The organism is Aequorivita marina (assembly GCF_031631895.2).
Lineage (GTDB): Bacteria > Bacteroidota > Bacteroidia > Flavobacteriales > Flavobacteriaceae > Aequorivita > Aequorivita marina.
The window spans coordinates 606,375-621,397 of record NZ_JAVMBW020000001.1 but is presented as its reverse complement, the minus strand read 5'-3'; the positions used below and the strand labels follow the sequence as shown (position 1 = coordinate 621,397).

General features: G+C 34.2%; 10 protein-coding genes. 6 read left to right on the top strand and 4 right to left on the bottom strand.

The genetic code is table 11. The annotated features are described in order from the left end of the window. Window positions 1-30: 30 nt before the first annotated feature. The 4 genes from QPK98_RS02820 to QPK98_RS02805 all read right to left on the bottom strand — a co-directional run bounded on the left by QPK98_RS02820 (window position 31) and on the right by QPK98_RS02805 (window position 5,123). Window positions 31-1,989, bottom strand: a complete 1,959-nt coding sequence (locus tag QPK98_RS02820) for a DUF2779 domain-containing protein (protein WP_310991484.1) — start codon at window positions 1,987-1,989, stop codon at window positions 31-33. A gap of 17 nt (window positions 1,990-2,006) precedes the next feature. Further along, complete coding sequence (locus tag QPK98_RS02815; RefSeq protein ID WP_310991483.1) at window positions 2,007-3,083, bottom strand: PcfJ domain-containing protein; 1,077 nt, start codon at window positions 3,081-3,083, stop codon at window positions 2,007-2,009. Between the two features lie 377 nt (window positions 3,084-3,460). After that, a complete protein-coding gene (locus QPK98_RS02810) occupies window positions 3,461-3,766 on the bottom strand; it encodes a hypothetical protein (RefSeq protein WP_310991482.1) in 306 nt (101 codons plus the stop codon). 442 nt (window positions 3,767-4,208) lie between these two features. Continuing rightward, a complete protein-coding gene (locus QPK98_RS02805; RefSeq protein ID WP_310991481.1) occupies window positions 4,209-5,123 on the bottom strand; it encodes a helix-turn-helix transcriptional regulator in 915 nt (304 codons plus the stop codon). A 272-nt stretch (window positions 5,124-5,395) separates the two neighbouring features. Between QPK98_RS02805 and QPK98_RS02800 the strand changes: the two genes are divergently transcribed. From QPK98_RS02800 to QPK98_RS02775, 6 genes are all read left to right on the top strand, one after another. After that, a complete protein-coding gene (locus QPK98_RS02800) occupies window positions 5,396-7,036 on the top strand; it encodes an ATP-binding protein (RefSeq protein ID WP_310991480.1) in 1,641 nt (546 codons plus the stop codon). A 239-nt stretch (window positions 7,037-7,275) separates the two neighbouring features. Then, entirely contained in the window at window positions 7,276-8,856 is a 1,581-nt protein-coding gene (locus QPK98_RS02795) for a type I restriction-modification system subunit M (protein ID WP_310991479.1), read from the top strand. 101 nt (window positions 8,857-8,957) lie between these two features. Next, window positions 8,958-9,398, top strand: a complete 441-nt coding sequence (locus QPK98_RS02790) for a GIY-YIG nuclease family protein (protein ID WP_310991478.1) — start codon at window positions 8,958-8,960, stop codon at window positions 9,396-9,398. After that, entirely contained in the window at window positions 9,395-10,633 is a 1,239-nt protein-coding gene (locus QPK98_RS02785) for a restriction endonuclease subunit S (protein ID WP_310991477.1), read from the top strand. Before QPK98_RS02790 ends, QPK98_RS02785 begins: the two co-directional genes overlap by 4 nt. Window positions 10,634-10,637: 4 nt before the next feature. Then, window positions 10,638-12,542 (top strand): GmrSD restriction endonuclease domain-containing protein, encoded by a 1,905-nt coding sequence (locus tag QPK98_RS02780; protein WP_310991476.1) that lies wholly within the window; start codon window positions 10,638-10,640, stop codon window positions 12,540-12,542. After that, entirely contained in the window at window positions 12,535-15,003 is a 2,469-nt protein-coding gene (locus tag QPK98_RS02775; protein WP_310991475.1) for a GmrSD restriction endonuclease domain-containing protein, read from the top strand. Before QPK98_RS02780 ends, QPK98_RS02775 begins: the two co-directional genes overlap by 8 nt. Window positions 15,004-15,023: the final 20 nt, after the last annotated feature.

The following is a 15,023-nucleotide window of genomic DNA, read 5'->3' as shown; positions in this document are numbered from 1 at the left end:
TTTTATGAAACTAATTGTTGTTGATTTCTATTACTTGCTGAGTTCTCTAAAACATTCATATATCATTACCATTGCTAAAGTATCCAACTCGCAATAGCGTAACAAACCTTCTCGAATTGCTTGTTTTTCAATGAGCGACACATTTTCGAATTGGAGTTTTCCGTAAGCAGTAAGCGCAGCACCGCCATCACTAATACCTTCAATTTCTGTAATAGCAGCATCGAGACTTTCTTTATCCCAATCCTTAAAAATAGGAGGTAATAATTTATAAGGACTTAGCACTTTTCCGTATTCATATTTTAAATAAATATAGTCAGAGTCAAAATTTAAGCTACTTACTCCAATCTCTTTCAAGGCTAGGGAGTATTTTTTCTTTAGAAACTCACTGGAATTAAGGACTGCGGGCAAAACAGCTTTAATGGAATTGGAACCACCCATAGAGGGATTGTAATAATAGTTTAACACCACTTTGTATAAATCAATCATATCTCGATTGCCAGCCCAAGTATCTGAGTTACTTCCTGTGTTATGGCTTATACTTTGTATAAACTCTAGTAGTTCCACCTTATCTTTTTCTTCGGAAACCTTAAGTTGGTTGTAGATTACGTTGACAATTGTATTTTCGTGATTGTGATATCTAAGAATACTGCCCTTATTGTTTTCCAACGAAGTTTTTAAAGCTCTAATAAACTCGAAATTTGGAAAGAAACCAATTTCCGTATTCAAATATTGATTGTGATGTTCCACCCGTCCATTTTCATATACAATATGATGGCTAAACTGAAATGCCAACTGTTCATACGGCTTTCTTCCTGCTGTAAATGGAATGGCTACAGCGGTAGTTTCAAAATCGATAAAATTTAGAGGGAACTTCCAGCTTGAAAGTTCTTGGCGAAGATTGTCTAAATCAACTTGGGGCGTGCTATCGCCAGAAACTTGTTTTTTTATTTGTATCCAACGCCGCTCCGTACTGCTCATTTTTCCAGCTTGTGGTTTTACTCCAACATCAGCCTCGGCGAGTTCGTGCATAAATAACTTTCCTTCCTCGGCAAGCTTTGCACTTCGCCTAAAATTCCACACATCCCAAACTTTAGGATTATCAATTTCTGCAATAGATAGGTTGGTTTGTTCTTGCCAACATTCGTGAAAACCACTTTTTGAATTACCATTTTGAGTATCTGACTTAAATTCGCAACCACCACAATGTTTTCCTATTTCAGTGAAGATTTTAACGTCATTGGCATAGTGATCTCTAAAATAATTGACCGTCTCTTCAAAAGATAGCTCGGGCTTTAGCGGATTTATTTTATGAATCAAATTCATTTCATCATCTACAGAGATTCTGCATAAAATAGGTTCGCCAATATCGGTTGCAGTAAGCCCTTTTTTCTTCTCAATACCCGTTCGGTTTTCGCTGTTTTCAACAATTTTAAAACATTGATTCAGTCCATCTACAGTGCATACTGCATCTTTATCTACTAATTGTAATGAAGATGAAATTTGCCATTCCGGATATGCCAACTGCATTACATGTTTTTGAAAAGCAATATCATATAAATACGCATCCCAACCTCCTGTGAGTTTTTCGTTTTTGATAAATGAAGTGTGACCTTGGCTCCTGATAGACTTAGCCTTCACCTCAATTAATTGAATATTAATTCCGCGTTTTACCAAAATATCCACGCGAATAAACAGTCCATCCATTAAAAAAGCAGGCTCAAAAATCACTACATTTTCCTGCTCCAATAATTTTTTGGTTCGGGCTACAACCAGATTGTAATTATAATCGTCGCCTACAATTGCTATACCGTCTGGGTATTGCATGCGTGCCAGTTCTTCCACTTGAAACCCTCCTTGCGCCAAAGCTTGCAAAAAAGTATCGGTTTCGCTTTGGTTTTCATATTTGGGTTTGCGAGTATAGTATAACTTTGTTGGGCAATCTAATGCCAACTTAAAGCGCGATTTGGTTAGGTAGCGAGGTTTCTTCATTGTTGATTTTTAAATGTTTAAAATACAATGCGTTTATCAAGCCCAGTTTCCACCATCCATTGTTCGAGCAAGTCTATCTGCACTTCATTTAGCTCGCCATTACTTTTAGAATGTGCTTGAATTATAGATTTATTTTGCACTTCAATTGTTGCCAAATGTTTGTAACCACGTTTTTTTCTTTTTTTTAAACTAAAAATGTGGGTTGAGTGCTTTACACATGAATTAAGATAACTGAATACGCAATGTTTCATTTTTCGTCCTTCTTTAAGTAAAGCGATTCCAGTATTTATTTCTTCAATTCGATATTCTATGTCTTCTACTCGTGTCATAAATACTCCAAAATCTAGTGGTTTCCAGCGTTGTTGCAAGTCTTTTTTACTTGCTTTAAAATCTTGAAGATCGTGCCATTCATTCATACCTCTGACCATAGAACCATAAGTTCTGCCTTTTACTGAAAATGGTTTTTGCCGGATAGGTACATAACGTTGAAAGCATATATAATCTAATAGATGTTTAATTTCATTTGCCTGGGTTTTACCTTTATCTTTCTTCCATTGTTTGTATAATAACCTTAATACAGATTGCCAAAAATGAATGTCGGTTTTAAAAGTACTTAATTCGTTTTTAAAGGTTTCTGTTTTGGATAAAAATTGATTTACTAAAACCTTTGCTTCTGGTTCAGCTTTTAAAAGTCTTGCGGCTATAATATAACGTTCTAAAATTTTTGATTTGGGTTTCTCTAAGTTGATGGTATCTGCAAATAGCATAGCTTGTTCTTTTTGCGACATCGGAAAATGGACTTTGCAATTTCTTCGTAAACTCTCACCAGATAAGGTGGAAATGAGCAATTCAAATTCAATAGCTGTAAGTTCTTCCAAATGCCTACCAAGAAATTTTAGCAGATTATTATTTCCGAAGAATAAAGCGAACCAAGGGCTTTTTAAATAAAAGCTTTTTTGTTCTTGTATGCGCATTAATTGATTTATGCTATTCACCATTAAATCGGGCCTTCTACTGCTTATTAAAACACATAAAAGAAATGTTTTTGGAGCATTTATACTGGTTTTAGTGGTTTCAACAGTTTTTAGTTCCATTAAATAAAGCTTGCTCTGCTCAAATTGAAATTCCGTTTGTAAATGAATCAATTTTTGATCTTTAAAACAGGAAAGCAAGCCTTTTATTAAACCTTGAAAATAGATTGTATCCTTTAATTGCTGTAAAAATTCTAACCATTTAAAAAACCTGTTTAAAGTTTGATTATCGAAATATTCAATGATCGCATGGCAGTCATCTAAAAACTCCTTGTTATATGCAATAGTTGAAGCTGTATTTCGGAGAACCTCCAGCTCGTTAATAGGAAGATTACAACCTTCATAAAATTTTGCTATATAATAGTCTAATAGATTTGAGCTGGGGGAGAAATTATTTATTACTTGCATTATAATTAATAGATCATTATTCAATACTTTTTTCATTGTAACTCTAATAGCTCCATACGCACGCGCCACAAAAGCTGCGCTTCCCATTTTTCAGAATTTTTGAAACTGGTTTTCGTAAGTAGCTGTTTTTTATAAATTTTAAACCCTTTTTGAAATAAAACCGCTGTTGAGCTCTTTTCATTTGGATAGGCTTTTGCCATTTGAAAAATTTTAAAAACAAGGGTTTTTTCAGCTACATCAACATTCATTTTCAATAAAAATTTTTCAATCCATAATTGCTCTTCTTTAGTAATTACAACTGAAGTTGTTTTTAGTTTTTCGAGGGTTATTTTTTTCATTAATTAAATTTGGCTCCAATTTAAAATAGTTATGATGCTTTAAGTTCTATATAAGTCTCATCCCCTCCCGATAGATCGGGACTTCGAGGAAGGGATTTAATTTGGAAAGGCGCTAGTTTAAAACAGCTATTATGTTGGATATTTGAAATTTTCGGTATTTTTTCATCCTTTAGTCCCGATAAATATCAGGCGGGGTAAAAACAAAATACCGAAAATCCGATTATTTTTACCCCGACCCTAAAGGGAATAACCGGATTTTCTCCCTTCAGACTAACTTGAAGCCCTATGTTTTTAAATAGAACATTGTAATCAATGCTAGAATAAACTAGAGCCTTTGGAAACAAATTGTAGCCATGCTCTATAAGAAAACTGACAAATTCAAGGTCATAGCTGGAAAAAATGAACTGAAAATTAAACTAGAGCCTTAAACCTCCATTTTCCGTTATTCATATTTCCCTAACATCTCCTTAATCATTCTTACTATTTCATCACGTAGCCATTTGGGCTCTAGTACTTCAACCATTGCATTCATTTTTAAAACTTCAACCTTAAATTCATAGTTCGGTATCAAATAATACGTAACCAATCCAAATTCGGCATCTTCTGTAATTTCAATTTTTTGTGAATGGTGAAGTGGTAAGCTCTCCAAGTACTTTATCTGTTTGGCATTTACGTTAAGCTGAACTTTTTCAACCTTATCGTGCGCCGAATAATTAAGGCCAACCACATTTATGAATTGATCTAATTGAGCTTCAAAATTTTTGCGCTTTACTTTTGAAACCTTACCTATTTTAAAATTTTCCATTCTATCAATTCCAAAAGTGCGGATTTCATCGTAACCCTCTGGCACGCCTACCACATACCATCTATTTAAATACTCTTTTAATTGTAAGGGCGTAATTGTATATTTTTTCTCGGTTTTATGCCAGTAATTTTCATGGGTAAAATGAATTTTTCTGCGCTTTTTTATTGCTATTAAAATATCTTTTAGGTTTTCAATGCCCTTAAATTTTGAAGCATCTTCCAACTCAATTTTGTCTTTTAGTAATTCAAAATCGTTTAATCCTTCCTTAAAAAGTTCGCCAATGTGGATTAATTCAATAAACTTTAAAAGCTGCTGCACCCGCTCTAAGTTTTCGGTGTCTAGTGAATATCCATTTGTTTCTTTACTGTAATTTACATCTATCCGGAATTCATTACTTAAGGCTTGGAAATCACGTTCTATAGTGCGTTCGGCAATTATTATATCATGCCTTTCTGCGAGTATTTCAAGCAATTTCGATTTAGATATTCCAGGCTTATTCAGTAATATATCTATCAGTATTTCTATTCGTCTCAAAAGTTTGTATCCTGCCATTTCGTTTTGTAAAATTAAAAATTGTGCTCGCCAAAAAGTGTCGGACTAAAGTAGTTATTATTTTTAGTTTATGAGTTTTTCAGAGGGTAGAGGGTAGTGGTGAGTGGTGAGAGTTTAGTGGGTAGTGGGAAGAGGGTTGACATTTTGTAGAGAATTTTTACAACCGACTACTGACTGCCAACTACCGACTACCAACTTTTCAAAACGTACCGAAAGCTCCGACATAAGTTGACGACCTTGTGTTCTAAATTTGCTTTCAAACATTTAAAACTATGAAAACACCAATTATAGAAGCCATCATTAAAACCTCAGAATTAATAAAGGATTGTAAACTGGAAATTGCTGCAATTGAAAACAATGAACACATGCTTCAGCTAAATAAATACTTCAAAACAAGTACAATTGAAACAATAATTTTAACAACCATTTTCCAGTTATCTGCCGAAAACAAACGAATTGATAGGGATGATATGGCGCAATTTTTAGGGTGTAATCCAATTCTGCTTTTTAAATATGAAGAAAATTTTAAACGTTTGTATAAAACAGGATTTTTAGAGAATGATTCTCGCTTTTTACGAAAAATACAGTACCAATTGTCCGATACGCTTCACGAAGCCATTATTTGTAATAATACACCAGAAATAGACCCATGTATAAAAAAGACCGATCCCATTGAAATTCTTATAGAAATAGTACAGGCAATTGACGATAGGTACATTAATGATGCCAAAACATCGCTTTTAATAAACGAGTTTAATAGGTATATAGCTGAATATGAAGATGTGGCATTTATTAAAGCTTTAGATAAATTAGAGCTTAGCAATACAGATAAACTTGCTTGGTTATTGTTGATAGAACGTAAGTTGAATGGGGCAAACTCATTACAAGTTGAGACTTTAGGTGATTATGTTTTTTTAAAAAACTGGGAGCGTATCAAATTTAGCAATAGCTTACACGACAAATCAAATACGTTAATGTCTCAAAACTGGATTGACTTTGCTGCTGGTGGTTTTATGAATAATGCGAGAGTAGCACTGACCTTAAAATCTAAAGAATTTTTAAAGGCTTTAGGTATTAATCTTCGTATGGACGACAATAAACAAAACGAGCAGCTTATAAATCCAGAAAATACACATCGCAAAAAATTATACTTTAACCCGGCAGAAACCGAGCAAATTGAAACCGTTCGCAAATCATTAAAAATTAGAAACCATGCCAAAATTAAAAAACGATTGCAAAAACAAGGCTTGCGTACCGGAATTTGCACCCTGCTTTACGGCGCTCCCGGAACTGGAAAGACCGAAAGTGTATATCAAATAGCAAAAGAAACTGGCAGATCCCTTTGGAAAGTAGATCTTACCGAGCTAAAAAGTATGTGGTATGGCGAAAGCCAGAAGAAAGTAAAAATACTTTTTACAAACTATAAAGATCTTTGTAAGGATGAAAAAAGAACCCCAATTTTATTACTCAATGAAGCTGACGCTATTTTAGGAACCCGCCAGACTACAGCAACAAGCGGATCTGGATCGGCAGATAATGCCATACAGAATATATTTTTGGACTGTTTAGAAGATTTTGAAGGAATTCTGTTTGCAACCACAAATCTAGAAGCGTCTTTAGATACAGCTTTTGAGCGTAGGTTTCTTTTTAAAATAAAGTTTGAACGACCAGAAGCAGATGCGCAACAACAAATATGGAAAGCGATGTTGAAAGAGTTGACCATTTTACAAAGTAAAACCCTTTCAAGAACCTATAATTTAAGCGGTGGAGAGATCGAAAATGTACTCCGCAAACTGGCTATGAAGCGAGTTTTGCAAGCTGAAATAGATGTGTTTGAAACTCTAAAAATCCTTTGCGAAAACGAAAAGTTAGGCTTGAAGGCTAGGAGTGCACCTATTGGGTATTTTAAATAAAAAACAATTGCTTATCGGTTAAGATTAATTGTGCTCCACGCTTCAAAGTACCCTTTGTTCCCTGATTCTAGGACATCTAAAATAGCTACCAACAAGAACATTACATTTATGTTAAAACACTCTTAAAATAAAGAGTATATTTGGGATTGAATTTTTGGTTACCCCAATTACGGGATACCGCAAAGAGACCAGTAGCCATTGGGCTATATTTGAAAAACATACAAATACACTTTAGTTAAATGACCAACCAAAATATAAAACAGCTCGAAACCGAATTGTGGGACGCAGCTGATGATTTAAGAGCCAACTCCAAACTTACTGCAGCAGAATATAAAGATCCGCTTTTGGGATTGGTACTCTTGCGTTTTGCGCAAAATCGATATGAAGATGCTAAAATTGAAGTGCAAAATAATCTTCCGATAAATCCGAGAACAGGAGAAAAGCGAGAAGCTACTAAAGGCGACTATACCGCTGCCGGTGCAATTTTGCTTCCTGAAAAAGCCAAGTATGATTATTTAGCCAATCTTCCCGAAGGCGAAAATATTGCCGAAGCCATCAACAATGCTATGAAGTTGATTGAAGCGGAATATCCCGATTTAGCAGGAATCCTTCCAAAAAATTATCAGGAGTTTGACGATAAACTCTTGCGAGATTTGGTGCGCGTGTTTAATAAAGATGCCGTAAAAAATGCCACAGGCGATGTGTTTGGACGCATCTACGAGTTTTTCTTGATGAAATTCTCTATGCAAGGTGCCGGTGCACAAGAAGGTGGCGAATTCTTTACACCGCCATCTTTGGTCAATCTTATTGTAAACTTTATTCAGCCCAACCACGGCGTTGTGCACGATCCCGCATGTGGTAGTGGCGGAATGTTTGTACAAACCGCTCATTTTATAAAGACGCACGAAAACAAAAGTGTAAACGAAGCCATAACCGTTTATGGAACGGAGCTTAAAAGTAACAACACCCGTTTGGCAAAAATGAACCTCGCCATTCACGGGATAGAAGGAAAGATTATTGAGAGCAATAGTTTTTACAGTAATCCGCATAACTTGACAGGAGAGTGCGATTTCGTCATGGCAAATCCGCCGTTTAACGTCGATAAAATTGATGCTAAAAATAAGTTTCTGACCGGTGACGATCGCTTGCCGTTTGGTCCGCCATTAACAGGAAAAGGAACCATAAGCAATGGAAACTATCTGTGGATGCAATATTTCCATAGTTATTTAAATGAAACAGGACGTGCCGGTTTTGTTATGGCAAGTTCGGCCACCGATGCGCGAAGTGCTGAAAAGCTAATTCGTCAAAAACTGATAGAAACCGGAGATATAGAATGTATCGTCGCAATAAGCAACAACTTTTTCTATACCCGTTCGTTGCCTTGCCACGTTTGGTTTTACAATAAAGGAAAATCCAAGGAAAATAAGAATAAGGTGTTGATGATTGATGCACGAAACACGTTTAGAAAAGTAAGTTCGACGATCAACGATTTCGATGAAGATCAAATGGAAGGGTTAACAGCGATTATGACTTTGTTTCGTGGCGAAAAACCCGAAGTGTCCAAAGATAATAAATGGTTTAACGAGCATTTCCCTGACGGTAAATACAAAGATGTAGAAGGACTTTGTAAAATCACCGATTTAGCAGAAATAAAAGAGCAAGATTACAGCTTAACGCCAGGCCGTTATGTGGGGGTGAAAATCGATATAGATATGGATTTTGACTATAAAGGACGAATGACAGAAATTCATAACGAGTTAACACAACTCAATGAGGAAGCGAGTGGATTGATGGAGCAAATTCAATCGGTGAAGTTATAATGAACATACCGTTGGCTGAGCCTGTCGAAGCCAAGTTATAATAAGTATACCGTTGGCTGAGCTTGTCGAAGCCAATTGTAAGTATAAAAAAAACAAAGATTATGAAAGGATGGATGTACATATTAGAATGTAGCGACGGCTCTTATTACACAGGTAGCACTAATGATTTAGGGGTGCGCTTGAAGCAACATCAAAATGGAGAAGGCGCAAACCACACTAAAAAACGACTGCCAATAAAATTATTATATACGGAAGAATTCCCAAGAATTGATGAGGCTTTTTATAGAGAAAAACAAGTTCAAGGATGGTCTAGAAAAAAGAAAGAAGCACTTATGAATGGAGCGTTTGGTAAATTGGTACAATTGTCTAGAAATTATACGGAGTATCCAATTGAAGACGGGGCTTCGACAAGCTCAGCCACCGGAAAATCGACAAAAACATCAACACCTTCGGTACCTGAGCCTGTCGAAGGTGTCGAAGGTGTCGAAGGTGTTGAAGGTACTGTAGATGTTGAAAGCAATGATAAAACAAAAGAATTATGAGAGAAGATTGGGAAAAGAAAAGATTAAATGATTTTGTTTGGTTTCAAAGAGGGTTTGATTTGCCCAAAGCTAAATTTGAAAAAGGAAATATTCCAGTGTATGGTTCTACTTCAATTTTAGGGTATCATAATGTTTCTAAAGTAAAAGCTCCAGGTGTTATAACTGGTAGATCCGGAACTTTAGGCGTTGTACAATATACGCAAAAGGATTTTTGGCCTCATAATACTTCTTTATGGGTGAAAGATTTTAAAGGAAATGATGAAAGATTTGCGTACTACTTATTACAGAGTTTAGATTTTGCTTCATTTAATTCGGGAGGAGCAGTTCCTACTTTAAATAGAAATGTTTTAAGCTCTTTCATTGTTGATGTACCCCCACTAAAAACCCAACAAAAAATAGCCTCCATTTTATCGGCTTATGATGATTTAATAGAAAACAACCTCAAGCGCATAAAGTTATTAGAAGAACAAGCGCAGCAGACGTATGAAGAGTGGTTTGTGCGGTTTAAGTTTCCGGGACATGAAGAAGTGGTTTTTGATGAAGAAACTGGTTTGCCGGAGGGGTGGGAGAAGAAGAAAGTTGAGGAAGTTTGTAAAGTTACAGGCGGGGGTACACCTTCAAAAGCTAAAAAGGAATATTGGGATAAAGGAACTATCGCTTGGTATACACCAACTGATTTGTCGAAATCGAATTCATTGGTGCAATTAAGTAGTTCTTTAAGTATAAATGAATTAGGTCTAAAAAAAAGTTCAGCTAAATTACTACAACCGAATTCATTTATGATGACGAGTAGGGCGACAATTGGACTTTTTGGAATTACTCAAAAAGATTTCACAACTAATCAGGGTTTCATTAATATAACACCTTTAAAAGAAACTGAAAAAGAATTTTTGCTGTACTTGTTTAAGAATAATATTTCGCTTTTTGAGAATTATGCAACGGGTACAACTTTTCTGGAAATCTCTCGGGGAAATTTAAAAAATATTAAACTAAACTGGCCTTCAGAACTCTTGATAAATCAATATCATAAATCGGTTTATCCCATGCATAAAACTATTTTTAATTTGACAGATCAAAACCAACTTTTAAAAGAAGCCCGAGATATTTTGTTGCCTCGGTTGATGATGGGGATGATTGACCCTTCGGCAAGCTCAGGGCAACGTGTTGAGGAGTTGGAGGTTAATGAGAAGTTGGGGATGGTGGCGGAGAAGGGTAGTAATTATAATAAAGAATAAGGGAATGAATAATCAAATAACTTTATTTTCAATCCATGAATTATTAGAACGTAATTTCTTCATTCCTGCCTATCAAAGAGGTTATCGATGGAACAAGCAGCAGGTAGAGGATTTGTTAAATGACATTTATACGTTTTCGGTAAAAACAAATAAAACCGAAGGGGAGTTTTATTGTCTTCAACCCATTGTGGTTAAAAAACATGAGGCGAAGGATACAGAAACTAAAGGAAAATGGGAGGTGGTAGATGGTCAACAACGCTTAACCACACTACGAATTATACTCTCGTATTTGATTAAGGAACACCTAAATGGGAAGGCATTAGAAAAAGAATATGGCAAGGGTTTATTCAAAATTGAATATCAAACTAGAGAGGGGATTTCTGCTTTTTTAGATGCTATTCCTCTCGGAAATAGAGAGAATATAGATTATTATCATATCTCAAAAGCTTATGAGTATGTTAGTGATTGGTTCAATAATCAAGAGCAACCACGTTCTGTGCGGGAAGCAATCTTGAACACACTCGTTCATAAGTATGGAGATAAAAAGAATTTGTATGGTGTTGTACAGGTTATTTGGTATCAAATCAATCAGAAGGAAAATCCAATAGACACTTTTATCCGTATTAATCTGGGAAAAATACCATTAACCAATTCCGAGCTTATAAAAGCCTTGTTTTTACAGGAGCGTTTTTTTGGAACTAATAATAAGGATAACGAAAATGAGATTGGAAGATTAAAGCAATTAGAAATTGCAAACGAGTGGGATAGAATTGAAAACACGTTGCAGGATGATGATTTTTGGTGGTTTTTAAACAAAGGTGAAAATAGAATACCTGCCAGGATAGAGTTTATTTTCGATCTAATTTGTGAGGTAGAGAAAAAGCGAAATCCTGAGATAATTAAAATAATAGGAACTGATAAAGATGCTACGTTTAGGCTCTTTTATCAAAAACTGGAAAATGTAAATGATTTTGAAACTTTAAATAATACTTGGAAGCTTATTAAAGAGTATTATTTAACACTTCAAGAATGGTATAATAACCCTGTTTTGTACCATTACATAGGGTTTTTAATAGTTTGTGGAGAGTCAATTGTGAACATAAAATTATTTACAGAGAAAGACTTTATAACCTCTGAGGTTATTCAAACAAAGAAAGGAATTGAAGCTTCCTTAAAAAAGAGAATTGCAAAACAATTTGAGAAAATTCGGTGGAAATCAATTAATGAGGAAACGCCATTTTTAGATTTATCCTATAAGAATAACAAAGATGTTATAAGAGAAGTGTTGCTGTTGTTTAATCTACAATACATCATTCAACAAAGTAAATCCAGAGTAGTACTTACAAAGTTTCCGTTTAAGGCCTTTAAAGAGGTTATGGATGAAAACGGGAATAAGACAAGTTGGGATGTAGAGCATATAGACTCTTTTAATACGAGTACTATAAGAGATGAGAAGACCAAAGTAGAGTGGCTTAAAACTGCACTTATTGATCTTGATATTGTAGATGAAGAGTTTAAAAGCAAAATAAATACTTTCATTGATAATCCAAAGGCTGGTTTGGACTTTGAGGGGCTTTACAATGAAATAATAATAATAGCTGGAGAATCTGAAAATGATGAAGACACTAAAAATAATATAGGTAATCTCACCTTGTTAGATGCTGGAACTAACAGAGGCTATGGCAATGCACTATTTCCAACTAAAAGAAGAAAGATAATTGAAAAAGACACTTTAGGGGTTTTTATACCCATTTGCACAAAGAATTTATTCTTAAAGTATTTTGATACCAAAGGAACTTCAAGAACAAAATGGACCTCAGAAGATATTGTGAATTACAGAGGAGTGATTGAAGAAACCTTAAAAGATTTTTTACCGTTAAAACCTCAAAACTTAAACGCTGATGAATAAGTATAATTTATTAAACTTATTGTTTGAAACTATAGTTATAAAAACTTTAGATGAAGATAAAGAATATACTTTCGATGGTATTCAAATTCCTATGATCCAGCGCGATTATGCACATGGAAGGGAAGGAGCTAGCGAAATACGGAAACGATTTTTAAATGCGATTTTCGAAGCTTTAGAAAAAGAGGAAGCACTTGAGCTTGATTTTATTTATGGTGCAGTAAAACAATTAGATGCTAAAGATTATTTTATTCCGTTGGACGGACAACAGCGTTTAACTACTTTGTTTTTGTTCTATTGGTATATCGGTAATAAAGAGTTGTTATTGTTAGAAGACAAGTTAGAACTTAGAAATAAGCTTCTAAACTTTACTTACGCAACAAGGGCAACAGCAAGAGAGTTCTGTCAAAAATTATGTGAAATAGAACTGAGTTTTATTTCACTGCCTAGTAAAGAGATAGAGGATTCTTCTTGGTTTTTTGAAATATATAAATTGGATCCAACAGTTAAATCTATGTTGGTCGTATTAGATGCTATTCATGAAAAATATAAGCAGTCTAAAGGTGACTTATATTCAAATTTATCCAATTTAAAGTTTTACCTGCTTCCATTAGATGGTTTTGCGCTATCTGATGAGTTGTATATAAAAATGAATGCTAGGGGAAAGCAATTAACAGGTTTTGAGAACTTTAAAGCAGACTTAATTAACTGGCTTAAAGATGATAAAAACCCATATAATTCTCTTTTTCAAGAAAAAATATATTTTATTAACCAAGAAATGCCTTACTATTTAGCCTATGCAACAAAGCTAGATGCCGTTTGGGCAAATATTTTTTGGGAATTGTGTGTTCAAGATTTAGATGAAGTAGATAACAAAGACCAGAGTCAGAAGAATGCTATAATAGACCCTTATTTTGAACGCTTTTGGAATAGGTATCTTTTAAATGCTTTTATTATAAAAAATGAAAGTTTTAATGAAAATATTGAAAAGTCATTATTTTTTAAAAAATTTTACAGAAAAGATGGAGAGAAATCATTGATGAATTATAACAACTTCGATTTACATCAATTAATATTTCAGCAGGAAAATGTTATTATTGAATCGGAAAAAGTTTTAGATTCTTTACATGAAAATTATAATAGTATAAAAACGCTGATCGCTCCATCGTGGAATAAGAAAGATAATTGGTCTTTATTTGACAATGAGATAAATCAACGTCATCGAATTTTATTTTATGCAATCACAATCTATCTTGAGCAAAATGACTTTGAGGTAATCAAGTTTAAAAACTGGATTCGGGTTGTTTGGAATATCATTATAGATCCAGATATTAGAAGTGTTGGAGCAATGATTAATGCATTGAAGTTAATTCATCAGCTTTCAATTGGTTCAAATGACATATACCAGTTCTTAAATGGAAAGGAAGTTTTAGAGATAGTAGAAAACTCTAATTTTCGATCCCAACTTGAGGAAGAAAGACTAAAGGCTCAGTTAATCTTATCAGATAGTAATTGGGAGCAAACCCTTATTGTAGCAGAAGGTCATTTGATGTATAGGGGAAATATTGGATTTTTATTGGGCGAAGATATTAAGATTTCAGAGTTCAATTCTAAATTCAAAATAGCGAAACTGCTTTTTGATGATAAAGGCTCTAATAATGAACTTTTTGAAGAACATTTAATCACACGTGCGCTGATAAGCGAAATAGAAATCTGGACTAGACTACAAGAATTAAATTTCGAAGATTCACATTTTAATTGGCAGTATTTACTTAGAAGAAATGATTGGGTTGGGGAAGCAATTGATCATTTTTGTTCTTTTGATACAATTGAAAAGCTTAAAGAGCATTTAGAAGAATTAGTAAGCATGGAATCCAATATAGCGAGCTGGAGTGATGAAAATGAAGCCATAATAAGAGCGAGAAATGCGCACTATAGTGTTTATGCTAATGGCAAATTTCATTGTTGGTTGCAGGATCCAAATCACAAGGCCGTTAATTTTAAATGGTGGGATCATCATTTTTTTGTATACAGGCCTAGAAGTTGGTACGATTGGGTAATGATTGATATTAAGAGAAATGATGTAGTTGCCCATTTAGTAAATGATTACGACTTTGTAACAGGTCAAGCTTGTAATGGAACTCATTTTTACGCAGGCTTTAGAATCTCCTTGAAGAAAGCTTTTGATAACTATGTGGTGAATATACAATTGGACAACCATGGGATTTTGAAAATAGGTTTTTCAAAATATGAAAAGGATTTAATCCATGGATTTGATATTATTGAAGAGGATAATGAGAATAACATAACCTACATTAAAAGAATAAACTTCTCTAATGTTATAACAGATACGGACGTGACAAATTTTATGAGTAAAGTAAACAATGAGGTTTTTAGTGAGACAAATGAAAATAGTGTTTTCTATAAAATCATCCATAACAGTGCAATAGAAAGTGTCATTTAAAAATCGTTGTCTTATTTAGA